The organism is Streptosporangium sp. NPDC002544, assembly GCF_040295965.1.
Taxonomy (GTDB): domain Bacteria; phylum Actinomycetota; class Actinomycetes; order Streptosporangiales; family Streptosporangiaceae; genus Streptosporangium.
The window spans coordinates 131576-154812 of record NZ_JBEOWJ010000013.1 but is presented as its reverse complement, the minus strand read 5'-3'; the positions used below and the strand labels follow the sequence as shown (position 1 = coordinate 154812).

Genomic DNA, 23237 nt, shown 5'->3' with positions numbered 1-23237 from the left:
GTAACACGGAGGAGAGGGAGGTGTGGGTCATTCGTGAGGTGTGGTTCCCAGGGAGCGGGGCGCCGGGTGGACGCCCCGTCGCGACGGGGCGTCCACGGCCGGGCCGCCCGCTACGCGTGAGCCCCTGAGGTGCTGCGAAGACGGTACGGCGGGTTCACGCCGGGAAGGACGTCACGACGTCTTGTACCTCAGGGTGTAGGAGCCGGAGCCGCTCGCGGAGGTCACGAGGTAGCGGTAGTAGCCGCGCGTGCCGGTGTAGTTGGTCCGCTCGTCGGGTCCGGGGCTGTCGGAGGTGGCGACGGTGACCCAGCTCGTGCCGCTCCACTTCTGGAGGAAGAGGTCGAAGTCGACGTTGTCGGCGCTGTCCAGGCAGGCGGACTGCTGGCCGGGGGTCACCGTCTGGTAGTACAGGTTGTTCGGCTGGTAGGCGGACTGGCCGTTGTTCAGCCGGCCGGTGACCGTCTTCGGGTAACCGCTGCAGAGGGATGCGCCCGGAGGGGTGGTGCTCGGCGGGGTGGTGCCGGGAGGGGTGGTGCCAGGAGGGGGGGTGGTCGGTGGGGTGCCCGCGCCCACGGTCGTCAGGTTCAGGCCGTAGGCGGTGAGGATCTCGGCGACCGGCTGGAAGTAGGTGACGCCTCCGGCGGTGCAGTCGCCGGAGCCGCCGGAGGTGACCCCCTGGGCCTGGTCCACCGAGATGAACGAGCCGCCCGAGTCGCCCGGCTCGGCACAGACACTGGTGCGGGCCAACTGGTAGACGGTGCCCTGGGGGTAGGTGACGCTGGTGTCGCGTTGCTGGATGGTGCCGCAGTGCCAGCCGGTGGTGGAGCCGGACCGGCAGACCGAGGCGCCCTCGATGGCCGGCCTGGAGCCGGCGACGGGCACGGTGCCGCCGGCGCCGTTGTTGACCGCGGGCTTGGGGGTCCAGTTGGCGTTCACCGAGACCCAGGAGTAGTCGCTGTCAGGAAAGACCGACCCCTGGAAGACACCTTGGGCGCTCCAGTTGGAGCCGCTCGTGGTGTCGCCCTTCTTGCCGCAGTGACCGGCGCTGACGAAACCGTTCTGGGTCCCGCGGGTCACCGGGAAGCCGATCGAGCAGCGTTCCGTGGTGCCGATGTAGTAGGCGTTGCCGCCCACGAGGTCGTCGAGGAGTTTGGGAGTCTCGTTGGAGGGTTCCACCCTCACCGCGACCGGGTCCGCGCCGGAGGCCTCCAGGGCGTTCGAGGCTACCGCGACATCCTTGGAGAGGACGACCACCTTGTTGGTCCGCACGTCGATGTAGCGCACGGCTCCGGCGTCCTTGTGGGCGGCCGGAGTGCTGTCCACCTGGTTCTTGATGGCGGTCAGGTCCGACAGGGAGCGGGTGACGATCTCCGCTCGGGCGCCTGTGGCGACGATCTGGGGGATGTCGGCCTCGGAGGTGGTGGCGACCACGAGTCGCTGCGCGACGGTTCCGACGAACCAGGAACCGGCGAAGCGCTCGCCGAGCTTCCCGCGCAGGCCCGCCTCGACCGTCGCCAGGCGGGCCTCGTTGACCAGGCGGGTCTGGGCCTGCTCCTTGGTGAGGTGCAGGTCGCGCTGGAGTGCCTCGATCATGCCCGCAGGTGGTTTCCAGGCGCCCGGGGCGGCGGGGGCGTTCGCGGCCCGGCCCTGGGCGATGGCCGGGGCGGGCGCCAGAGTGAGCGTGGTGATCACTAGGACGCATCCCGTGGTGATGGTGTGTCTGCGGGACATGGGTCTCTCCTCGACCTCGGCTTTCCGGGCGTGAGGGGGGAGAATGCCACGTATCGCAGGTTGATCATGCGATGTGGGCGACGCCATGCTAATCCAGCCGTTGCCGGTCAAGGCCTCAACGCCGCGCGCCACGCGGAGGGCGATTTCGGCCGAGGTCCGCCGCCGTGTTCCGCTCGTGGCCCGGTTGATCGCCGGCCGCGCCGAGGTGACGGCCGTCCGCCGTCACCGGGACGCGGCCGATGCCACCACCGCACATGGGGTCAGGACGGCCTCGCGGACCGGGAGCGGGTGGGGCCGGATCGTGCGCGGCGGCTCAGCCCGCTTCCGTCGTCGTGTTCGGGGCGGTGCGTGACCGGCGGCGCACCGCGAGGGCGATGTCCACGATCGCCATCACGGCCAGTACGGCCGGCACGACGGTGAGCCAGGTGATACCGGCCTGATGTCCTGTCCGGCGACATATTCGGACCCCGCCGGGGGAGAGGCTTGGCATGACCGACAACCCTGAGGTGAACGAGAACACGGTGGAGCGAGGCGTCTCGGAACAGACCCTGCCTCCCGCCGGTCCACGAGGCGCCGACGGCGAGACCCGGATCGTGGCGGAGCGGTCGGGGGCGGACACCACCTTCCCCGAGCGGCCGCTCCTGGCGGACCCGGACGACGTGCACCGCACTCCGGGAGAGGAAGGTTCAAAGGGGGCGAGCCAGGCCGAGCAGGGCAGGGACAGGTCCGGGTTTCCCGAGCCGGAGGTCGGCCCCGCCTCCTGAGGCCCGTTCGTCCCTTCGAGGCGGGGCCGGACACGGCGGCGGGGGTCCCGGAAGGCCGGGACCCCCGCCACGGGGTGGTCGTGAGTCAGCTCTTGAAGGCGTCCTTGACCTTCTTCGCGCTGTCCTTCGCCTTCTCTCCGGCCTGCTTGAGGCGGCTTCTGGCCTGGTCGTCCTTGCCCCTGGCCGCAAGGCGCTCGTCGCCGGTGGCGCGGCCCACGCCTTCCTTGATCTTGCCCTTGGCCTCTTGCGCCTTGTTGGAAAGCTTGTCGTCGGCACCCATGGTGTAGTTCCTCCCGTTTTGTGGAGTTTGATCCACGTAGTCCCCTTCTCCGCTGCGGCAGGGAGTAAACATGCCCGGTCCCGGACCGGGCCGGACTCGGCGCCGATCGGCCGGTGGCAACGCCCCTGTGGCACGGGCGGGCCATCGGAATCCGGCCCAGGGCGTACCCGCAGGACGCCGTGGCACGGGGCTGACGGAAGGGGCGGAGACGGTGTGGTGGGCATCACGTGTGGCGGGATCGCCCCCGCCGCCGTACCCCTGGACCAGGAGGTCGCTTCCGCCTTCGGGCGTCGCGCGACGAGGGTGAAACACCCATGCCTCACGAGTGAAACCGCCGTCTCCGGCGTGAAAACGAAATGACCGGCTCTCCGCTTTCAGCGGAAAGCGCTCACAGCGAACGAACGGAAATCATGCTTCCGGGCGGGGCTAAGGTCACGGGTATTCGTTATTCGCAAACCTCGGGTTCGGAGTAGGTGGAGAACATGAGTGGTCCCCGGATCGTCCCCGAAGACCAGTTGTACCAGCGGCTGCTGCGCAAGCGGATCGTCGTGCTCGGCAGCGAGGTGAACGACGAGGTCGCCAACCGGATCTGCGGGGAGCTGCTCCTGCTCTCCGCCGACGACGAACAGCGCGACATCTGGCTCTACATCAACTCACCTGGCGGTTCGGTGTCGGCGGGCATGGCCATCTACGACGTGATGCAGTACATCCCCAACGACGTCGCCACCGTGGCCATGGGCATCGCCGGGTCGATGGGGCAGTTCCTGCTCTGTTCGGGTGCGCCCGGCAAGCGTTACGTCCTGCCGCACGCCAGAGTGATCATGCACCAGCCCTCGGGAGGCCTGGGCGGCACGGCCGCCGACATCGCCATCCAGGCCGAGCAGATGCTCTACACCAAGCAGATGATGCGCGAGCGGATCGCCTTCCACACCGGCCAGCCACTGGAGCGGATCGAGGAGGACTGGGACCGCGACCGCTGGTTCACCGCCACCGAGGCCAGGGACTACGGTTTCGTCGACCAGGTCATCAGGAACACCAGCGAGGTGGTGTCCGAGAACTGATATTCCGTTCCCGAGGCGATTTTCGCTCGGGATGGTTTTCGCGGAGAGCGACCCTGCTCTCAGCGTTTCGCCTGGAATGGCGTGGCTCCATTTCCGGCCGCTACCGGAAACGGAGCCACGGGGTAAAGCGACGTCGGTCGTTCTCCGGCACTTCCTTCGCTCTTCCCCGGCCGTTCGGCCGGGCTTTTCCAGCCGCTGCCCGGACGCACTCGGCCGCTCCGTCAGCGGTGGCAGAGCAGGCAGCGTACGGCGTGCTCGAGAGACTCGGCGTCGGTCATGGGCGAGGGCCAGGGGAGCCGGATCAGGGTCGGGTCCTCGACGCCGCAGCGGACCGTCGCCCCGAAGCGGTCGAGTTCCCAGAGCCAGGCTCCCGGCACCGGCTCGGCGAGCAGGGAGCCCAGGGCGGCTTCCAGTTGCCTGCGATGGGCGCCGTTGACGTGGTGGAGCATGCGCTCGGCCTCGCCCATCAGCGGGTCGGGGGTGGCGCCGAGGTACTCCTCGGCGTCCAGCACACCCGACTCGGGGCCGGTCAGATAGATCACCCTGCCGACGTCGACCCGTAGCAGCCTGGGGCCGTCCGTCCCCTCCAGCACCTCGAACAGCGCCTCGTCGGGGCAGCGCTCGGCGATCGCCACAGCGGTCCGCCGCACCTCGGCCGCCGGCACGGCCTGCGCCCATCCCTGCACCTTGAGCAGGCCGCGCGAGAGCTCGTGCTCCCCCAGCGAGCGGTTCGACGTCAGGTCCACCGTCACCACGGGCTCGTCCCGGGCGCCATAGAGCGGATCGCCCGGCAGGACGAGCAGTACCGGCCGGCCGGCGTCGTCCACACCACCTCTGGCGGGCATCGCGGGGCTGGTGCCTCCGGCGATGGACACGTGGGTGGGAGCGGCGCCGGCGGCGAGGGTGCGGACCCGCTCGGGGATCGGCGGAGCGGTGACTGGCTGCATGGACCGGCTCTCCTTGAGGTCGGGGAGAAACTGCTGTATAAGATTAGCCTTGCCTAACTAAGGTAAACCTAACCATAGAGGAGCGAGCGTGCGCTACACCGGACCGAAGGTGCGCCTGTCCCGCCGGGCGGGCGTGCCGCTGACCCGCAAGGCCGTCCGATACTTCGAGGAGCGCCCCTATCCGCCGGGTGAGCACGGTCGCAAGACCAACCGGCGGCAGACCGGTGACTACGGGCTGCGATTGATGGAGAAGCAGAAGCTGCGCTGGTACTACGACGTCTCCGAGCGCCAGATGCGTCGCTACTGGGACCTGGCGCTGCGCGGCGGTGGCCGTGCAGGCGCCGAACTGGTGGTGCTGCTGGAGACGCGCCTGGCCTCCCTGGTGCTACGTTCCGGCCTCGCCCCGTCCATCTACGCGGCCCGCCAGTACGTCGCCCACGGTCACATCACCGTGGACGGCCGCAAGGTCGACATTCCCAGCTACCTGGTCAGGCCGGGCCAGGTCGTCGCGGTGCGCGAGAAGTCACGCCGGATGCAACCCTTCGTCGCCGCCTCCGAGGGCGTGTACGCGGACGAGAGGGTCGCCGCCTATCTCGGCGTCGACCACGCCGAGCTCCGCTTCACCCTGCTGAGCCGCCCGCTGCGCGAGCAGGTCGTGGTCCCGGTGGACGAACAGCTCGTGGTGGAGTTCTACTCGCGCTGACCTGACGCCTGTCAGCGGCGCCGGCCCGCCGCCTTCCGGGTGGCGGGCTTTTTCGCGCCGTTGCCTCCCGCGCCGTTGTTCCCCGTACCGTTGCTCCCCGCGCCGTTGTTTCTCGCGCCGTTGTTCCCCGGCCCGCCGTTCGCGGCCGTACCCGGACCGCTGCCGCGCGTCGCGGGGACCCGGTCCCGCAGTTCCCGCACCTCGGCCCGGAGCGAGGCCAACTCGGCGAGCACCGTTCTCCCCAGCTCCGCGGTCGCCTGCACGGACTCCTCGGCGTGTTCCTCCTCCATCGCGCTGACCACCACCGCGATGAACAGGTTCAGCACCACGAACGTGCACACCAGCATGAACGCCACGAAGAACACCCACGCCTCCGGGTGCTCGTCCATCACCTCGCGGGTGATGTCGGACCAGGCGTCCCCGGTCATCATCTGGAACAGGGTGAACAGCGAGGTGGGCAGGTCGCCGAAGTACTCAGGAGCGGTGCCGTGATAGAGCTTCGTGCCCATCACCGCCGCGACGTAGAGCACAAGTCCCAGCAGCAGCACGATCGAGGTCATCCCCGGCACCGCGGTGAGCAGTGCGGTCACCACCTTGCGCAGGCTCGGCACCACGGAGATCAGCCGTAGCGCCCGCAGGATCCGCAGCGCCCGCAGCACCGAGAGCCCACCCGCGGTGGGCAGCAACGAGGCCGTCACGATCGCGGCGTCGAACAGGTTCCACGGGTTGCGGAAGAACCGCCAGCCCTGGGCGTAGAGCTTGACGGCCAGTTCGGCGACGAAGATGTAGAGCGCCAGATGGTCGATCACGGTGAGCACCGTGCCGTACCGTTTGACGGCCTCGGCCGAGGTCTCCAGCCCGAGTGTGGCCGCGTTGATCACGATGACGGCGGTGATGAAGTGCTGGAAACGGGACGTTTCCAGCACGGCGCGGAGACGCTCGCGCGTCGGCACGGGTGGCTCCTGAGGGGGTCGGATGGGTCGGATGTCCGAGGACAAGCCAAGATCGTAACGCGTTGACGGCGGTTCGGTTCCGCCAGGGGAGTCGGGCCAGGTCAGTGCGGGGCGCTCGGTGACCTGACGCAGTAGCCGCCGATGCCCGACTCCAGGAGTTCGAAGGCGCGCTCGGCCTGCCGTCGCAGGTCGGGGGCGATGGCGTCGAGGGTCTCGCCCGCGAGCATGCGCTGGACGGCGTGGACCATCAGCCCGCGCAGCACCGCGCAGATCTGGGCGGCGGCGAACGCGGGGGTGAGGTCGTCGGGGTCGGCGTCGGCCTCGTCGGCGAGCGTTCTGGCCAGGGCCTGCTCGCGCGCCTCGTTCATCTGAATCCTTTCAGCGTGGAGATCCCGCCTTCAGGCGTGGGGAGGAAACGTGGCCTGGGGCCACAGGTTGGGGAGTCGAACACCTGCGCGAGCTCTAACCGGGCGTGCAGGATGTGAGGCATGGCGCAGACCGTGAAGCGGGCCTACAAATACCGCTTCCACCCGACCCCCGAGCAGGCCGAAGAGCTTGCCCGGACCTTCGGCTGCGCCCGCCTGGTGTACAACAAGGCGCTGGAAGAGCGGAGTCGCGCCTACACCCTCGAAGGGCGCCGCGTCTCCTATGTGGAGTCGTCGGCGGCGCTTACCGAGTGGAAGCGCACCGACGAGCTGGCGTTCTTGAACGAGGTGTCCTCGGTGCCGCTCCAGCAGGCGCTGCGCCACCTTCAGGCGGCGTTCACGAACTTCTTCGCCAAGCGCGCCAGGTACCCGACGTTCAAGTCCCGCAAGAAGTCCCGGACCTCGGCCGAGTACACCCGCTCGGCGTTCACCTACCAGGGCGGCCGGCTCACCTTGGCGAAGATGAACGGCCCGCTGAACATCGTGTGGTCGCGCCCCCTTCCCCAGGGCGCGGAGCCGTCCACGGTGACGGTGAGCAAGGACGCGGCCGGGCGCTGGTTCGTCTCCATCCTGTGCCAGGACACGATCCGCCCCCTGAACCCGACCGGCGAGGCGGTCGGCATCGACGCGGGAATCACCGCGCTGGTCACGCTTTCCCGTCCGATCCTGGGGGTGACCGACGCGGACGGCAAGGTCGTCAACCCACGTCATGAGCGCGCCGACCGGCGCAAACTGGCCCGCGCCCAGCGGGCGCTGGCCCGCAAGGAGAAAGGTTCGGCCAACCGGCGGAAGGCGAAACTCACGGTCGCCCGGGTGTATGCCCGCATCGCCGACCGCCGCCGCGACTTCCTGCACAAGCTCACCACCTCGATCGTCCGCGAGAACCAAACGGTCGCGATCGAGGACCTCACCGTGCGCAACATGGTGAAAAACCGGAGCCTGGCCCGCGCCATCTCCGACGCCTCCTGGCGGGAACTGCGCATCATGCTGGAGTACAAGGCGCAGTGGTACGGGCGGGAGTTGCTGGTCGTGGACCGGTGGTTTCCCTCCTCGAAGCTCTGTTCCGCCTGCGGCGCCATTCAGCGGTCCATGCCGTTGAACGTCCGGACGTGGGAGTGCGCCTGCGGCGCTGCCCATGACCGGGACGTCAACGCCGCGAAGAACATCCTCGCCGCCGGGCTGGCGGAGAGGTGAAACGCCTGTGGAGGGCTGGTAAGACCCGACCTGCGAAAGCGGCGAGGGCACGGCCCGGTGAAGCAGGAAACCTGACCCGTGAGGGTTGGAATCCCCCGGCTTCAGCCGTGGGGAGGAAGTCAACTCTCTGATCCGGGCGTTGAGTGAAGGGCTCTCGGCGACCATCCGGGTGAAGGCGTCACTGCTCTCGTGGAAGCCATAGCGATGGTGCCGCGTGTCTAGCGCGTCGAGAAAGTCACGGCGCAGTGCCTCCAGCGCGATCTCTCCCTGCCCGCGCTCCCGCACCATGGAGACCAGGGAGATTGTCGGGTTCCTCGGTCCCAACGGTGCGGGAAACGCGATCGCGCTCGTCATGGACCCCAACGCGTTCGCGCCGGTCATGAGCACGGCGGTGGTCCCGCTGGTCCTGCTGTCCGGTGTGTTCCTGTCGATGTCGATGGCGCCCGGCTGGCTGGACGCGCTGTCACGCCTCACACCGTTCCGCTACGTGCTGGAGGCCATACGTGAGCTGTTCGTCGGCCACTACGCGACGATGACCGTGGTCGTGGGCGTCGCCGTGACTGCGGTCCTCTCCGTGCTCTGTGTCTCGGTGGGCACCCGCGTCTTCAACCGCGAGAACGCCTGACCGTCGAGGCCGCCGGATGCCGCTTCACCGACCTCGAACTCGCCTACCTGCGCGGCGAACCTCTGCTCGGGCGGCTGGCCACCGTCGGGCCGGACGGCATGCCGCACGTCGCGCCGGTCGGCTGGTCCCTCGACGGCACGGGCCAGGTCATCGAGATCAGCGGTCGTGACTTCGGCAGGTCCAAGAAGTTCAGGGACGTGGTGCGCACCGGCCGCGCGGCCCTGGTGGTCGACGACGTACTGCCGCCGTGGCGGCCTCGGGGCGTGGAGGTTCGGGGCCGCGCCGAGGCCGTCCCGGGCGACCGGCCGCGGATCCTGCTGTACCCGGCGCGGATCGTCAGCTGGGGCCTGGAGAGTGGCCCGACCATCGAGGACACCTACCGCGCCCGCGACGTCAAAGGGGTGGCCGATGCCTGACTACGGACATGATCCCAAGGTGGCCGAGCCGGTCCGGCGGCACGCGCCGCGACCCCGGTCGGCTCTGAGGCACGACGACCTCCGGGGACCTCAGGCCGGGGGGCCGTACGGCTCGATCCTCGGGTCGGCGTAGGGGCCCTCGCCCGCCGCGGGGTCCACACGGCGGGCCGCGGCCTCGGTCACCCGCAGCCCGTACAGGCCCTGATCGGGGTCGATGAGCACCAGGCCGTAGCCGGTGTCGACCTCCTCCTTGGGCAGTCCCAGATGCCGCATGGCCTGCGCGAGCGTCGCGTCGGGCGGGAGCCGTACGGTGATCAGGAGCATGACCTCACGGTACGCGCTCGGTGCGGCGGCGCAACGAGGCGAGGATCCCGGGAGTGTCGACGGCGCCGTGGGCGTGGCCGGTCAGAGGCGAGGAGAGAGGCGGAAGACGCGCAGTTCGCGGTCGGCCGCCCGCTCGGTGTAGCGGTCGTAGACCGGCCAGGCCCCGACCAGCCGTGCCCAGGCGTCGGCCCGTTCGTCGCCGGTCAGCAGGCGGCCGGTGACCGGTGACACCCGGCCCCGGAAGCTCACCGTGGCCTCCGGGGTCGCGATGAGGTTGCCGCTCCAGGCGGGGTGGTTCGGGCGGCCGAAGTTGGAGCCGACCAGCAGGAAGCCGCCGTCGTCCTCGGGCAGGCAGGAGACCGGCGCGACGCGCGGCTCGCCGCTTTTGCTGCCGGTCGTGGTGAGGATGAGGGTGGGCAGCATCTGGTCGCTCAGCACGACCCTGCCCCGGGTCAGGCGGTGCGCGGCCCGGTCCATCCTGGGCACGATCCCGGGGGCGATCCTGGCGAAGGCGTCGGTCGCCGACAGCCACTGGACGAACGGCCTGAGCATCCCGATGAGGCGTCGGCCCACAGCGATCTCGCAATCTCTCGCCCCGATCCGGCGTGCGCCCCACCGTAAGACGTAGCAAGCGCTAGGTCAACCCCCGAGTGCGGGAGTCCGGCAGCAGGACGCCCGAGCCCGGCGTCCACGACTTCTTCATGGATCGGGGCTTCGCCGCGCGGGGCGCCGGGGTCCTGACGAGTCAGGCGTGGTTCGGCCGCCTGCGCGGCGGCCCCCGGGCGAAAGGCCGGCCGGGGGACCGTACGGCTCGATTCCCGGGTTCTCCTTCTCCGGCGGCCCCAGGTGCCGAGCCGTACGGTGATCGGGAGCATGACCTCACGACACGCGTTCGGCGCGGCGGCGCAGCGAGGCGAGGATCCCGGCGGCGTCGACGACGCCGTAGCCGTGGTCGTGGTCGAAGCCGATGTCGCTCCGGTCGTCGGCGGTGCGCCGGAGCAGGGTGCGCAGCTGGGCGGGGGACAGGCGGGAGGAGGACCACCGGGTGCGCACGGCCGCGACCAGGCCGGCGGTGACGGGGCACGCGGCCGAGGTGCCCGAGTCCGCCTCGTCGTCGCCGAAGGCCCGGGAGCCGGAGAAGTGGGTGTAGGCGCACAGGTCCGGCTTACGGGCGACGAGGCGGCCCGGCCCCTGGGAGGAGTAGCCGACCCGCTCGCCACGGGTGTCGACGCCGCCGATCGACAGGACACGCGGGTGGGAGTTGGCGCCGGTGATCGGCCGGTCCGGGTACGCGCACCGGCCGTCGGGGCAGTCGCGCCCGCAGTTTCCCGCGGCGAACAGCACGTCGGCGCCCGCCCGCTCCAGGCTGGAGACGATCAGGTTGAACGGGTGGGCCGGATTGTCGGAGTAGTTGCCGGGGTGGCCGACGGGGAAGTCCCAGCTGGGAGAGAAGGAGCCCCAGCTGTTGCTGACGACCAGGGACCGCGAAGCGGCGGGCTGGGCTTCCAGGACGGTGCGCAGGTGGGCGAAGGCCGCCACCGCGTCCGACAGCAGGCCGTCCAGGGCCGAGCCGCCGGGGCGCCGGGAGAGCAGCACCGGCACGTCGATCAGTGACGCCCTCGGGGCGGCGATGAGCGCGTCGAAGGCGCACATCGTGCCGTGGTCGACGGGGAACTCACCCGCCCTGCCCTGCACCCCCGACGGTTTCCAGCTGCGCCGCTCGTCGACGGTGACATCGCGGCCGAGGTGCCGGGCGACGTGCGCGGAGTTGATTCCGGTGTCGAGCACCGCGAGCGCGACGCCCGAGCCGTCGAGGCCGTCACCGGCCAGCTCGGTGACGTGGAGCAGTCGCTCCACGTCGCGCCAGTCGCCCACCGGGGGCGTGCCGCCGCAGGTGAGGCCCCGCTCGATCACCGGGTCGGCGAAGACCCCCACGACGTCGGGGCGGAGCGTGGGCAGCAGGGTGATCCGGGTGGATGTCTCGTCGTCGGAGATCTCCCCGCGGACCAGGACGGAGGCCTCGTCGGCGGCGAAGGAGAACGTCAGCGGCTGGTTGAGCGAGAGCGGGTCGCCTCCGGCGCCGGGCACCGGGCGGGGTACGACGACGGGCGAGAAGGAGGGGTCCACGACGACCCCGGGCAGCAGGTCGGCGACGTCGGCCGCCGCCGTGCTCACCGAGGGGTCGGCCACGGCCGCGACGACGTCGGGAGAGGGGCGGAGCTGGAGCAGGACTCGCATGTGCACCACCGGTACTCGGGGGGATCGGACTTCACCACATTCCTGCATTCACCTCGAGCGCGTCCAGCCGTTGAAACCGCCCCCTATCAGGTTTCAAGTGTCCAATCGGTGCAAATGGTGGGCGTGGATTTCCTTCCCTGAGCGAGTACCGGTCACTAGCGTTGGACGGCATGACCGCAGCGGCGGAGACGACGCCAACCTCCCATTCCGATGTCCGGCACACGCACTGGCTGGGCACCCGTCCCAGGCTGATCGTGGCCAGTGGTTTCATGCTCTTCCTGGAACTGGCCCTGATCCGGTGGACCGGGTCGAACATCGTTCACCTCAGTTACTTCACCAACTTCGTCCTGCTGGGATCCTTCCTCGGCATCGGGCTCGGCTTCCTGCGGGTGGGGCGCAGCACCCGGCAGCCCTACTACTCGCCGATCGTGCTGGCGGTCCTGGTCCTGGTCGTGCTGTTCTTCCCGGTGACCGTGGACCGCCAGACCGAGGGCGTCCTGTACTGGACGAGCCTGAGCGAGAGCGGGCCGCCCGCCTGGCTGATCCTGCCGGTGATCTTCGCCGCGGCGGCGATCGTGCTGATGGGCCCGGCCGAGCTGGTCGGGCGGTGCTTCCCCGAACTCGAACGGCTGGAGGCCTACCGCTACGACCTGATCGGCAGCCTCAGCGGCATCGGGCTGTTCACCGCGCTGTCGTTCCTCAGCGCGCCCCCGGTGGTGTGGGGCACGATCGCCGCGATCGCCTACGCGGTGCTGCTCTGGCCCCGCAGGGTCTGGGCCCGCGTGGCGCTGCTGGTCCCGTCGCTGGTCATCGTCGGCGCCCTCGCGATGGAGACGCTGACGGCCGGGGCGCTGTGGTCGCCCTACTACAAGGTGACCTACGTGCGCGGCTACTGGAACGACGTGCCACTGATGGACATCAAGGTCAACGGCATCCCGCACCAGCAGGCCACCCCGGCCAAGAGCCGCCTGGAGTGGGAGCGCCAGTACGCCCTGCCGTACGAGCGGGCGGCCTCCGGCAAGCTGGACGACGTGCTGATCGTGGGCGCGGGCAGCGGCACCGACGTGTCGATCGCGCTGTCCAAGGGCGCCAAGCACGTGGACGCCGTGGAGATCGACCCCAAGCTGCTCGAACTCGGACGCTCCTACCACCCGGACAGGCCCTACGACGATCCCCGGGTCACCACCCACGTCACCGACGGCCGCGCCTTCCTGGAGAGGACCTCCGGCAAGTACGACCTGATCCTCTTCGCGCTGCCCGACTCGCTCACCCTGGTCTCCGGGGCGAGTTCGCTGCGGCTGGAGAGCTACCTGTTCACCCAGCAGGCGATGGAGGCCGCCAGGGACCACCTCAAGCCCGGTGGCGCCTTCTCGATGTACAACTACTACCGCGAGACCTGGCTGGTGGACCGCCTCGGCTCCACCATGCAGGCCGCCTTCGGCCACAAGCCCTGCGTCGACATCGTCAGCGAGACCGGCCAGCAGGCGGTGATCACCGCGGGTCTCACCACCGAGGCGCAGCGGTGCGGCTCCGAGTGGGCGGGGGCGACCGCCGACACCCCGCCGCCGACCGGTGACGACCGGCCCTTCCTCTACCTGAAGGACCAGACGATCCCGCAGATCTACATCATCACCCTCGGGCTGATCCTCCTCGTCAGCCTGCTCGCCGTCCGCGCCGTCGCCGGCCCGTACCGCCGGATGCGCCCGTACGCCGACCTCTTCCTGCTCGGCGTGGCGTTCCTGCTGCTGGAGACCAAGAGCGTCACCGGGTTCGCGCTGCTGTTCGGCACCACCTGGGTGGTGAACGCGATCGTGTTCGGCGGGGTGCTGGTCGCCGTGCTCGCCGCGGTGGAGGTGACCCGCCGTTTCCGGGTGCCGTCTCTACCCGTGATGTACGGCGTGCTGCTCGCCGGGCTGGTCCTGGCCTGGCTGGTGCCCAACTCCTGGCTGCTGGGCCTGCCGCTGCCGCTGCGCGCGGTGGTCGCCGTGGTCGTGGCGTTCCTGCCGATCTTCGCGGCCAACGTGGTGTTCGCCAAGCGCTTCGCCGACTCCGCCGACGCCACCGTGTCCTTCGGCGCCAACCTGCTGGGCGCGATGGTCGGCGGCTGCCTGGAGTATCTGGCGCTGGTCATCGGCTACCAGGCACTGCTGATCGTGGCGGGCCTGATCTATCTCGGCGCCTTCGCCCTGCTGCCCAGGACCGCCAGGACCGTCGGGACCGGCTGAGCCGGGGGCGCGACGGTCCCGGCGGGCGCCGGTTCGACAGAGAGGTACGGCCGGTCCTCCCCGGGGAGGACCGGCCGTACCGCGCGGGGTGATCCGCGGTCAGAACCCGCAGGCCTCGTCCAGGGACTGGGCGGACTTGCCGTTCTGGGTGGGGGTGTTGCTCGGCTGGACCGCCGTGCTCCTGGAGGGCTTGGGCGTGGCGGTGGGCGTCGCGCCGCTCGCGCCGGGGGAGGCGGTCACACCCGCGGCCTGGGGGCGGCGGGCGGGCCGCACCGACTGGCGCAGCGTCCTGGCGGTCGCGGTACGGATCTTCTGCCAGTCCGGCGAGCCGGTGTAGAACTCCGGCGGCACGAACTGGAGGCTGACGATCCTGGCGTCCTTGACCTTCAACCCCAGTTCGGTGATGTGCTCAAGCAACTCGCGGGGAATGTCGGTCTTGGCGGACTTCTTGGCCACACCTGCGATCTTGGCGAAGTTGGTGAGCACCACCGAGGGGGTGGCCTGCTGGGCGAAGGCGCCGATGACGCAGCGCTGGCGGGCCATCCGGGAGAAGTCGTCACTGCCGACGCGGGAACGCCCGTACCAGAGCGCCTCCTCGCCGGTGAGCTTCTGGTATCCGGCCTTGATGGTCCCGGCGGTGCCGTAGAGGCCGCCCCACGGGACGTCGTGCTCCACCTTGATCTTCAGGCCGCCGATGGCGTCGACCAGGTGAGCGAAGCCGTACATGTTCACCAGGGCGTAGTAGTCGATCTTCAGGTTGAGCGTGTAGCCGATGGCGTCCATGAGCGCCGCGGGGCCTCGCTGCCCCGTCTTCTTGCCGGGCACGACCTCGGGGTGGTCCTCGGCGTACTGCCAGACCTCGTTGAGCAGGCCGCCGTTCGGCAACTCGCGCATGAAGCCGTTGGGGAACTGCTTGGCGAGCGGGGTGCCCGGTGTGAAGCGGACGTGCTGGAGGTTACGGGGAAGGCTGAACATGGCGGTGTTGCCGGTCGCGACGTGCACGCTGGCCACGTTCATGCTGTCGGTCCGCACGCCTTCCCGGTTCCCGGCCCCGTCGCCGCCGATGAGCAGGAAGTTCACCCGATCGCGCCCGCCCCACGGATCCTCGTGCTTGACGGGGGCGGCGGTGGGATTGCCCGCGTTGCTCTCGAAGATGGTGTTGGCCGCCTCCTTGAGGGTCAGCACGGTGCTCGCGGTCAACGCGAACGGCGCCATCACTGACACGCACAGCACGCCCACCGCGATGCCCGACACGATCTGTCCCCTGCCGCTGAGCCTTTGCGGTCCCAGGGAGATGTAGGAGAAGAGCACCAGCAGGAACCAGGCGATCGCGCCGGCGATGGCCAGGGCCGCCCCGGTCATCAGTGTGCTGTCCCGGGCGACGAAGCCCGCGTTCCCCTCGCCGCTGAGGATGAGCGCGCCGACCAGGACGGCGAGCAGTAACGCGCCGAAGATCGTTAGCAGAATGTATCCGACGCGGCGGCGCCCCGATCGCAGGTGCGCCGCACCGGGGAGGATCACCGACAGCGCGGTCCAGCCGATGAGCGCGCCGACCGTCAGCGGCCTGGCGAAGCGGGGCCGTCCCCCGGCCGGGCGGGACGGTCCGGCGGGCCCCGGACCCGCCCCGGCGGGCGAGAGGGGTGTCCCCTGCCCGTCGCGCGTGCCCTGTGGAGGAAGCGTCTCCTGTCCGTCGGAGAGACCCTGCGTGCCGGGCTGAGCCTGCGGGGGGAGCGTCCCCCGCCCGCCGGGGGCACCCTGGGCGCCGTCGGACACGTTGTGGACCTGAGGCGCGGGAGGGGGGGCCTGCGTTTCGGCCGGACCCTGCGCGCCGCCGTGGCTCGCACCGGAGCCCGCCCCGGAGCCCCCGCCGCGGCTCCCGCCGCGGCGCCGGGGGCGCCGTTTCCCGCTTTCGCCGGCGAGATCCCCCGAGTCTTGCCCAAGGTGCATCGTCACACCGCTTCCTACTACGTTTTGCCCCGGTCCACCTGGCAAAACAGCCAAGGCTCCCCGATTGAACGGAATTTGCCAGGATTCTAGTCCCCATACCTGGACATGACAGACAGATAGCCAATCTACGGTAAATGGTCTCTTAACCTATGACGCCAGTACGGGGCCGGTGCCGGCCGGATGTCGCACCGCCATGCCCCGTTCTTCTCGCGGCCGGTGCGGGTGCCGGTCGTCGCTCACCGGAAAACCCTGGTCACGGGGGTGCCGCGAGGTGGGGGCGGGGTTTCCCGGGCCGGTGCGGTGCAGGCCGAGGGCGGCCCTGAGCCGCCCTTACGGGTGGTGCCGGATGTGGTCTGTCCGTCGTCGGCGGAGGGGGTCGTTCGCTGGCTGCCAAGCTGTCTCCCCGCGAACCTGAGCCCCCGGTCTGCGCTACAGGCCCGGACCTTTGCCAAATTTGGGGCGTAAGCATACTGATTTATCATCCGTCACGGATGTCGCTGCGTTCGATTACATTCCGAAATCAGCCGAGGTGATCTCCGCGATGTGCCGGACCGATCCGGGGCTCGTGACCTAGCTTCAAGTCATGAATCTGCAGCAGCTCCGCTATGTGGTCGCGACGGCGGAGCATCGCACCATGACCGACGCGGCCAGATCGCTGTACATCGCACAACCCGCGCTCTCCCGTGCGATCAGGGATCTGGAACGAGAGCTCGGGATGACATTGTTCGCGCGTTCCGGACGTGGCGTGGTCGTCACGGCACAGGGGCGCCGGGTGGTCAAGCTGGCCAGGGAGGCACTCGATGCCGTTCGCGAGATCGAGGCACTGTCCACGCACGGCCACACCTCCGAGGCGGAGCTCCGCATCGCCTCGATACCCAGCCTCGAACCGGGGCTGGCCGGACGCCTTCTCCCCGCGTACACCGCGGAACACCCCGGGGTACGCATTCAGATTGTCCGCTGTGACGGGCGGGACGGCGTGGTGAGCGCCATCAGGGACCAGCGGGCCGACCTCGGCCTGACGGACCTGCCCGTCCCCACCGATCTGGTCAGCCACCCGCTGGAGCGCCAGGAGATCGTGCTGATCTCCCCGCCCGGCGTGGACCTGCCCGACCCGGTGCCGGTGAGGAGACTCAACGGCATGCGCCTGGTACTGCCGGTTCCCGGCAGCTCCCGGCGCAGGGAGTTCGACGCGCTCTTCGCCAAGCACGGTGTGGCCCCCGTGGTGGCGACGCAGCTCGACGAGCGAGGCAACTGGCTGAGCACCGTCCGTTCGGGTACGGCCTCGATGCTCTGGTACCGGGGGATGGCCGAGCAGGCCGCCCGCGCCGGACTCGTGGTCCGCACCCTCGATCCCTCGGTCCGCCGGGTGATCGCCATCGTTCACGCGCGACGGCGGCTGCCCGCCATCGCCCAGGAGTTCCTGTCCGTGGCCGAAAGTGGGTCGGCCGCGTAGGAGCCCCGAGGCTCGTCAGTTTTCCCCAAGTTTCCCCCAGAGGCGGCGCAGGTGGGAGCGCCGTCCTCTCCGACACCGGGCTATAGGCTCGGTCTCGATGACTACTCTGCACCTGCGAGGCCGTGAGTTCCGGCCCGGTGAGTTCGCGATCATGGCGGTGGTCAACCGCACCCCCGACTCCTTCTTCGACCGGGGAAGGACCTACGGTTTCGCGGCGGCCCTGGAGGCGGTGGACGGCGCCGTCGCCGGAGGCGCGGACATCGTCGACATCGGCGGCGTCAAGGCGGGTCCCGGTGACGAGGTCGACCCCGCGGAGGAGATCCGCAGGGTGGCCGACCTGGTCGCCGAGGTCAGGCGGCGCCACCCCCGGCTCATCATCAGCGTCGACACCTGGCGTGCGGAGGTCGGCGAGGTCGTCGCGGAGGCGGGCGCCGACCTGCTCAACGACACCTGGGGCGGGGTCGACCCCAACCTGGCATCCGTCGCGGCCAAGCACGGCATCGGCCTGGTCTGCGCGCACGCGGGACGGGTCGCCCCCCGCACCCGCCCGCACCGCATCGCCTACGCCGACGTGGTCGCCGACGTCATCGGCTACACCGTCGACCTCGCCGAACGCGCCGTCGCCGCGGGAGTGTCCAGGGAGTCGATCCTCATCGACCCGGCGCACGACTTCGGTAAGAACACCTGGCACTCCCTGGAGATCAGCCGTCGCCTGGACGAGATGGTCGGCACCGGCTGGCCGGTGCTCGTCGCGGTCTCCAACAAGGACTTCGTCGGTGAGACCCTCGGCGGGCTCCCGGTGGACGAGCGCCACGCGGGAACCATGGCCACGCTGGCGGTCTCCGCCTGGCAGGGCGCCCGGGTGTTCCGGGTCCACGACGCCGCGTCCGCCCGCGCCGCCCTGGCGACCGTCGCCAGGCTCCGGCGATGACGCGGCGCGTCAGGAGTAGATGACCGACAGGAAGCGGATCAGGATCGCCTCCCGGCGGTCGGCGGGAAGGGCGTCCAGGACGGCGTTGACCACGGCCATCTCCGGCTGGCCGGAACCGCCCAGATCCACCCCGACCGAGGCCGCCAGCTCGCCGAAGGTCTCGTCGTCCAGCGTGTCCAGGTCCAGTTCCGCGATCAGTTCCACCAGCCCCTCGGGCAACCGCGCGGGGCCGCGCCCGCGGGCCGCCTCCGCCGCCTCCGCGATCACCTCCAGCATCGCCTCGACACCCCGCAGGGTCACCCCGGTCACCGTGATGTGGATGTTGGCCGGGATACCCGCGTACGACAGCTGCGGCTGCAGGAACCACCCCCGCTTCCTGGCCTCGTCGGACAGTACGAACACGTCCACCTCGTCCGAGCCGAAGGCGACCAGCGCGGACTCGGGGTCGCCGAGCACCCGCAGCCCCGGGATCTTCGCGATGCCCTCGCGGAGCATGCGGGCCGCCGCCAGGGTGGTGCGGCCGAGTTCCAGGTAGCCCTCCCTGCCCAGGGCCTGGAAGGTGGCCCACGCGCCGCCCAGCGGGCCGGCGGACTTCGAGCTCTGCACCGTGGCGTTGATCACCGTGTAGCCGGGCCACGACGCCGAGGCGAAGTACGCCCGGCGCCGCAGTGCCGGGTCGGCGAACAGCACGACCGACGCGCCCTTGGGGGAGTAGCCGAACTTGTGCAGGTCGCACGAGAGAGACGTGACCCCGGGAACCGACAGGTCGAAGGGCGGAACACTCGCCCCGGCCTCGCGCAGCCACGGCAGCAGCCACCCGCCCACGCAGGCGTCCACGTGACATGGCACGCCGCGCGCGGCGGCGATCGCGGCTATCTCGGAGATCGGGTCGATCACGCCCTGGGGGTAGGACGGAGCCGAGGCGACCACCAGGACGGTGTCCTCGCTGATCGCGGCCTCGACGGCCGCGGGGGAGGCCCGGAAGGTCACCGGGTCCACCGGCACCGCGTCCACCACGACCCCCAGGTAGTGCGCGGCCTTGTGGAAGGCCGGGTGCGCGGTCACCGGGACCGCCATCCGGGGGCGGCCCTCGGTCTTCCCGGAGTCCCGGGCCGCCTTCACCGCCAGCATGATCGACTCGGTGCCGCCGCTGGTGAAGATGCCGCAACCCCCGCCGAGCAGCTCGGCGACCGCGCCGACGACCTGCTTCTCCATCTCCACGACGCTGGGGAACGCCGTCGGGTCGAGGGTGTTGACCTCAAGCATCTCGAAGTAGGCCCTGGCGGCGGCCTCGTGCACCTCGGGGCGCCCGGTGTCGTAGACGTACGCGGTCACCTTGCCGCCGCGCACCGGCAGGTCGTCCCGCTTGAGGCGGGTGATCTCGGCGAGCAGTTCCTCGGTGCTGCGGCCCTTGTCAGGCAGGCTCATCGGTCTCCTCGGGGGGACGGCTCGCACGGCTCGCGTGCCGGAAGGGACGCGGCCCGCAGAGGCCGCAGGGGAGTACCCCAGGATCATACGGATCGTGGCGCCGGGGAATCCGGTGGCAAGGAGACGGTTGACAGGCCCCGCTCAGGACAGGGGAAGCCGCACAACCGCCCGGAGACCGGGTGAGGCGTCCTCCAGGTGGACCGCGCCGCCGTGGGCGTGCACCGTCTCGCGCACGATCGCCAGGCCAAGGCCGGCCCCGCCCTCGTCGCGGCTGCGCGCGCTGTCCAGCCGGGTGAACCGGTCGAACACCCGCTCCCGGTCGGGCTCGGGAATGCCGGGCCCGTCGTCGGTGACGGTCAGCACGGCGTCGGCTCCCTCGTCCCGCAACTCGACCCGCACAACGGTGCGGGTGTGCCGCAGCGCGTTGTCGACCAGGTTGACCAGCACCCGTCCCAGATCCAGCGCGTCCCCCGTCGTCACCATCGGGCCGTCGTCGATCTTCACAGTGACGGCCTGGCCGTACCGCTCGACGGTCTGCTGGACCAGCTGGTCCAGTTCCACCGGCTCCCTGCGCGCCGGTGTGCCGCCGCGCTCGTCCAGGCGGGCCAGCGCGAGCAGGTCCTCGGCCAGCCGGGACAGGCGCATGGTGTCCTCCAGCACGCCCTCGGCCGTCTCCTGCCAGTCCTGCCCTCCGGGATGGCCGAGCGCCACCTCCAACTGGAGCCGGATGCTCGCCAGCGGGCTGCGCAGCTCGTGCGCCGCGTCCGAGACCAGGGCACGCTGCCGGATGTCCGCCTTCTCCAGCCGGGCCAGCATCGCGTTCAGCGTCGTGGCCAGACTGTGCACCTCGTCGCGTGCCTCGGGCACCGGCAGGCGATGGGAGCGAGCGGTGTCGGTGATCTCCTCCGCGCCCCGGCGCAGTGCCGTGATCGGCCGCAGGGTCCCGCCGATGATCACCCAGCTGACCCCGGCGAGCAGGATCAGCAGCAGCGGCGTGCCGACGAGCAGCACGTGCCCGGCCGTGGAGATGCTGGTCTGCACCTCGCTGAAGGGGCGCGCCGCGATCACCGTCCTTCCCCCGTCGGCACTGAGCACCCGGACTCGCAGCACGTGCGGGATGCCGTACGGCTTCCCGTCCAGGAAACGCGCCTCGGCCGCGCAGATCGCCTCGGCCCGGTCGGCGGCGTTCAGCAGCGGCACCAGCCGGTCGGTGCCGGCGGTGGTGTGGGTGATCCGCCCCGCGCCGTCGATCACCTGCAGGAGCGTGCCGTCCGGGGAGGTCACCTCGTTGGGCAGCCGCTCGGCGTCGGCCAGCGAGACCGTCTCCCTGGCCCGCTGGTAGATCGAGTCGTCGATGGTGCTCAGCAGCGCGTTGCGGAGCACGCCGATCATCACGTACGCCGAGACCGCGAGTGCCACCGCCAGCACGGCCGAGGCGACCGCGGTCAGCCGGAAGCGCAGGCTCCGGCGCCGCCACAGGCCGACCGCGCGACGCCTTCCCCCCGCTGTCGCGCCGGTCGCCGGGGGCGGGTCGGCCGGAGGAGCCTGGCGGGGCCGGGGCGCGGGAGCAGCCGCCATCTCAGCCACCGTCGCCGGCCAGCCGGTATCCCGCTCCCCGCACCGTCTGCAGCGCGTTCCTGGAGAACGGCACGTCGATCTTGCGCCGCAGATAGCCGACGTAGACCTCGACCACGTTGGGGTCGGTGTCGAAGGTGTCCCAGACGTGCTCCAGGATCTCCGTCTTGGATACCACCTCGTCGTGGTGGCGGATCAGGAACTCCAGCAGCGCGAACTCCCTGGGCGTCAGCTCCACCGGCGTCTCGCCCCTGGTGACGCGCCGCCGCGCCGGATCCAGTGCCAGGTCTCCGGCCCTCAGCACGGACGGGCGCCGGTGCGCGCCGCGCCGCAGCAGCGCCCTCAGCCTGGCCACCAGCACCACGTACGAGAACGGCTTGGTCAGGTAGTCGTCGGCACCGAGGTCGAGCCCGTCGGCCATGTCGTACTCGCCGTCCTTGGCCGACAGCATCAGGATCGGCACCCAGTTCTCCTCCGCCCGCAGCTGCTTGCAGACGTTGTAGCCGGAGATCCTGGGCAACATGATGTCCAGCACCATCACGTCGTACTCGCCGTGCCTGGCCTGGTGGAGGCCGTCCTCCCCGTCGTGCGCGAGGTCGACCACGAACCCCTCGGCCTGCAACCCCCGCCGCAGGGCCGCGGCCATCCGCCGCTCGTCCTCCACGACGAGAACCCGCATGATCCACCTCTTCTCTCACCTTGGACGTTCCCATCCTCGACCACCCGGCCTGAGAGGTGGCTGAGAATCCTGTGAGCCCTCTCAGTCTGTCTCAGCCTCGGCACAGGAGCCGTCCCGCAGGCTGCTGTTCACAGGCACTGACGGCATAGCGTGGAGGAATGAGATGTCAGAACGAGCGAGACGTGGACGCGCGGTGAGGTGGGCCGTGCCGGCCGCCACGATCGCGGTGATCGCCGGAGCCATCGGAGCCGGGCCGGTCATCGCCGCCGTCCAGGGGGATCCCGTCCTGCCCGAGCGTACCGCCGAGCAACTGCTCGCGAGCGCGGCCCAGGCCGGCCGCGCCGGGTTGAAACCCATGTCGGGCACCGTCATGCAGACCGCCTCACTCGGGTTGCCGGGACTGCCGGAGGTGCCGGGCATGGGCGGGTCCTCGCCCGTCGCCCTGCTCTCGGGCTCGCACGAGCTCAGGGTCTGGTACGGAGGGGCGGACAAGGTCCGCTTCGCCCTTCCCGGCCGGATGAGCGAGACCGACCTGATCACCAACGGCGACCAGATCTGGCTGTGGCAGAGCGACGAGAACAAGGCCACCCGGGTCAAGGCCGGGAGCGGGGAACAGGGCGAGGAGGCGGCCCGCGCCCACGAGGCGCTGCCCACGGCGACCACGCCGCAGCAGCTCGCCCAGCAGTTGCTGCAGCGGGTCGGTGCCGACACGGTGGTCACTGTGAGCAACACCGAGAAGGTCGCCGACCGCGCGGCCTACCAGCTCGCGTTCGCGCCCAAGGACACCTCGTCCCTGGTCAAGGAGGTCAAGCTGGCGCTGGACGGGGAGACCCTGGTCCCGCTGCGGGTCCAGGTCTACGCCAGGAGCGCGACCGAGCCAGCCTTCGAGGTCGGTTTCACCTCGGTCACCTTCTCCCCGCCCGCCGCGGAGAACTTCACCTTCACCCCGCCCGCGGGCGCCAAGGTCGAGGAGACGTCGATCGCCGAGATCCTCAAGGAGCAGCGGCCGGAGCAGGACGAGAACCTCGAGGACGCGGAGAAGCTCAGGGGCGAGATCAGCACCGTCGGCGACGGCTGGACCACGGTCGCGGTGATCCCCGTCTCCGAGCAGGAACTCACCGGCCAGGGATCGGGCCAGGGCGGGGAATCCGCGGGAGCGGGCGTCGGCGCGATCGGCGACGCCCTGCTGAAGTCGGCCAAGCCGATCAGTGGGACCTGGGGCAGCGGCAAGGTCATCCAGACCAAGCTGGTCTCCGCGCTGCTGACCGACGACGGCCGCCTGCTGGTCGGCGCCGTCACCCCGGAGAAACTGTCCGAGGCGGCCGGTCGGAAATGAGC

The 23237-nt window shown here is 70.4% G+C and carries 22 protein-coding genes and 1 pseudogene; 10 read left to right on the top strand and 13 right to left on the bottom strand.

The genetic code is table 11. The annotated features are described in order from the left end of the window. Positions 1 to 171 precede the first annotated feature (171 nt). Together ABT061_RS21545 and ABT061_RS21540 are read right to left on the bottom strand one after the other, a co-directional pair. Positions 172 to 1731 carry a S1 family peptidase gene (locus ABT061_RS21545; protein WP_350920470.1) on the bottom strand — a complete coding sequence of 520 codons (1560 nt, stop codon included), beginning with the start codon at positions 1729 to 1731 and terminating at the stop codon, positions 172 to 174. 313 nt (positions 1732 to 2044) lie between these two features. After that, positions 2045 to 2221 (bottom strand): hypothetical protein, encoded by a 177-nt coding sequence (locus tag ABT061_RS21540; RefSeq protein WP_350920467.1) that lies wholly within the window; start codon positions 2219 to 2221, stop codon positions 2045 to 2047. Between ABT061_RS21540 and ABT061_RS21535 the strand changes: the two genes are divergently transcribed. Then, entirely contained in the window at positions 2220 to 2495 is a 276-nt protein-coding gene (locus ABT061_RS21535) for a hypothetical protein (RefSeq protein ID WP_350920464.1), read from the top strand. The two genes, ABT061_RS21540 and ABT061_RS21535, sit on opposite strands and share 2 nt — an antisense overlap. Positions 2496 to 2580: 85 nt before the next feature. On the opposite strand, the gene ABT061_RS21530 is transcribed toward ABT061_RS21535, so the two are convergent. Next, positions 2581 to 2775 (bottom strand): CsbD family protein, encoded by a 195-nt coding sequence (locus ABT061_RS21530; protein WP_350920462.1) that lies wholly within the window; start codon positions 2773 to 2775, stop codon positions 2581 to 2583. 482 nt (positions 2776 to 3257) lie between these two features. Here ABT061_RS21530 and ABT061_RS21525 point away from each other — a divergent pair, with 482 nt between their 5' ends. Next, positions 3258 to 3836, top strand: coding sequence for a ClpP family protease (locus ABT061_RS21525; RefSeq protein ID WP_350920459.1), 579 nt, complete (start codon positions 3258 to 3260; stop codon positions 3834 to 3836). A gap of 221 nt (positions 3837 to 4057) precedes the next feature. Here the strand turns inward: ABT061_RS21525 and ABT061_RS21520 are convergent, their stop codons facing one another. Next, positions 4058 to 4783: a DUF2470 domain-containing protein gene (locus ABT061_RS21520; RefSeq protein ID WP_350920457.1), complete on the bottom strand. Its 726-nt coding sequence runs from the start codon at positions 4781 to 4783 to the stop codon at positions 4058 to 4060. Between the two features lie 88 nt (positions 4784 to 4871). Between ABT061_RS21520 and rpsD the strand changes: the two genes are divergently transcribed. Beyond that, a complete protein-coding gene (rpsD, locus tag ABT061_RS21515; RefSeq protein WP_350920454.1) occupies positions 4872 to 5486 on the top strand; it encodes a 30S ribosomal protein S4 in 615 nt (204 codons plus the stop codon). Between the two features lie 11 nt (positions 5487 to 5497). Here the strand turns inward: rpsD and ABT061_RS21510 are convergent, their stop codons facing one another. Then, positions 5498 to 6439 carry an ion transporter gene (locus ABT061_RS21510; protein WP_350920451.1) on the bottom strand — a complete coding sequence of 314 codons (942 nt, stop codon included), beginning with the start codon at positions 6437 to 6439 and terminating at the stop codon, positions 5498 to 5500. Between the two features lie 101 nt (positions 6440 to 6540). After that, a complete protein-coding gene (locus ABT061_RS21505; RefSeq protein WP_350920448.1) occupies positions 6541 to 6807 on the bottom strand; it encodes a hypothetical protein in 267 nt (88 codons plus the stop codon). Between the two features lie 120 nt (positions 6808 to 6927). On the opposite strand from ABT061_RS21505, the pseudogene ABT061_RS21500 reads away from it, so the two are divergent. The 3 genes and pseudogenes from ABT061_RS21500 to ABT061_RS21490 all read left to right on the top strand — a co-directional run bounded on the left by ABT061_RS21500 (position 6928) and on the right by ABT061_RS21490 (position 9099). After that, positions 6928 to 8133: pseudogene (locus ABT061_RS21500) on the top strand (RNA-guided endonuclease InsQ/TnpB family protein). A 139-nt stretch (positions 8134 to 8272) separates the two neighbouring features. After that, positions 8273 to 8683 (top strand): ABC transporter permease, encoded by a 411-nt coding sequence (locus tag ABT061_RS21495; RefSeq protein ID WP_350920443.1) that lies wholly within the window; start codon positions 8273 to 8275, stop codon positions 8681 to 8683. Continuing rightward, entirely contained in the window at positions 8638 to 9099 is a 462-nt protein-coding gene (locus ABT061_RS21490; protein ID WP_350920638.1) for a PPOX class F420-dependent oxidoreductase, read from the top strand. The genes ABT061_RS21495 and ABT061_RS21490 overlap by 46 nt, the downstream gene beginning before the upstream one ends. A gap of 90 nt (positions 9100 to 9189) precedes the next feature. Here the strand turns inward: ABT061_RS21490 and ABT061_RS21485 are convergent, their stop codons facing one another. The 3 genes from ABT061_RS21485 to ABT061_RS21475 form a co-directional block, all read right to left on the bottom strand. Next, positions 9190 to 9423, bottom strand: a complete 234-nt coding sequence (locus ABT061_RS21485) for a hypothetical protein (RefSeq protein ID WP_350920441.1) — start codon at positions 9421 to 9423, stop codon at positions 9190 to 9192. Positions 9424 to 9504: 81 nt separating this feature from the next. Continuing rightward, positions 9505 to 9996 (bottom strand): nitroreductase family deazaflavin-dependent oxidoreductase, encoded by a 492-nt coding sequence (locus tag ABT061_RS21480; RefSeq protein WP_350920438.1) that lies wholly within the window; start codon positions 9994 to 9996, stop codon positions 9505 to 9507. Between the two features lie 306 nt (positions 9997 to 10302). After that, entirely contained in the window at positions 10303 to 11661 is a 1359-nt protein-coding gene (locus tag ABT061_RS21475; protein WP_350920435.1) for a S8 family peptidase, read from the bottom strand. Positions 11662 to 11831: 170 nt separating this feature from the next. On the opposite strand from ABT061_RS21475, the gene ABT061_RS21470 reads away from it, so the two are divergent. Next, the gene (locus tag ABT061_RS21470; protein ID WP_350920433.1) at positions 11832 to 13886 is read left to right on the top strand and encodes a spermine/spermidine synthase domain-containing protein; all 2055 of its coding nucleotides are present in this window, start codon (positions 11832 to 11834) and stop codon (positions 13884 to 13886) included. A 99-nt stretch (positions 13887 to 13985) separates the two neighbouring features. Here ABT061_RS21470 and ABT061_RS21465 read toward each other — a convergent pair whose 3' ends face one another. Then, the gene (locus ABT061_RS21465; RefSeq protein WP_350920430.1) at positions 13986 to 15659 is read right to left on the bottom strand and encodes an LCP family protein; all 1674 of its coding nucleotides are present in this window, start codon (positions 15657 to 15659) and stop codon (positions 13986 to 13988) included. 757 nt (positions 15660 to 16416) lie between these two features. On the opposite strand from ABT061_RS21465, the gene ABT061_RS21460 reads away from it, so the two are divergent. Both ABT061_RS21460 and folP read left to right on the top strand, forming a co-directional pair. Next, positions 16417 to 17286, top strand: a complete 870-nt coding sequence (locus ABT061_RS21460; RefSeq protein ID WP_030909189.1) for a LysR family transcriptional regulator — start codon at positions 16417 to 16419, stop codon at positions 17284 to 17286. A gap of 97 nt (positions 17287 to 17383) precedes the next feature. Beyond that, positions 17384 to 18217, top strand: a complete 834-nt coding sequence (gene folP / locus ABT061_RS21455; protein ID WP_350920427.1) for a dihydropteroate synthase — start codon at positions 17384 to 17386, stop codon at positions 18215 to 18217. Positions 18218 to 18226: 9 nt separating this feature from the next. On the opposite strand, the gene ABT061_RS21450 is transcribed toward folP, so the two are convergent. The 3 genes from ABT061_RS21450 to ABT061_RS21440 form a co-directional block, all read right to left on the bottom strand. Beyond that, positions 18227 to 19645, bottom strand: a complete 1419-nt coding sequence (locus ABT061_RS21450; protein ID WP_350920424.1) for a pyridoxal phosphate-dependent decarboxylase family protein — start codon at positions 19643 to 19645, stop codon at positions 18227 to 18229. 141 nt (positions 19646 to 19786) lie between these two features. Further along, positions 19787 to 21223 carry a sensor histidine kinase gene (locus tag ABT061_RS21445; RefSeq protein ID WP_350920421.1) on the bottom strand — a complete coding sequence of 479 codons (1437 nt, stop codon included), beginning with the start codon at positions 21221 to 21223 and terminating at the stop codon, positions 19787 to 19789. 1 nt (position 21224) lies between these two features. Then, a complete protein-coding gene (locus ABT061_RS21440; protein WP_326640903.1) occupies positions 21225 to 21899 on the bottom strand; it encodes a response regulator transcription factor in 675 nt (224 codons plus the stop codon). 205 nt (positions 21900 to 22104) lie between these two features. On the opposite strand from ABT061_RS21440, the gene ABT061_RS21435 reads away from it, so the two are divergent. Then, positions 22105 to 23235, top strand: coding sequence for a LolA family protein (locus tag ABT061_RS21435; RefSeq protein ID WP_350920418.1), 1131 nt, complete (start codon positions 22105 to 22107; stop codon positions 23233 to 23235). Positions 23236 to 23237 lie beyond the last annotated feature (2 nt).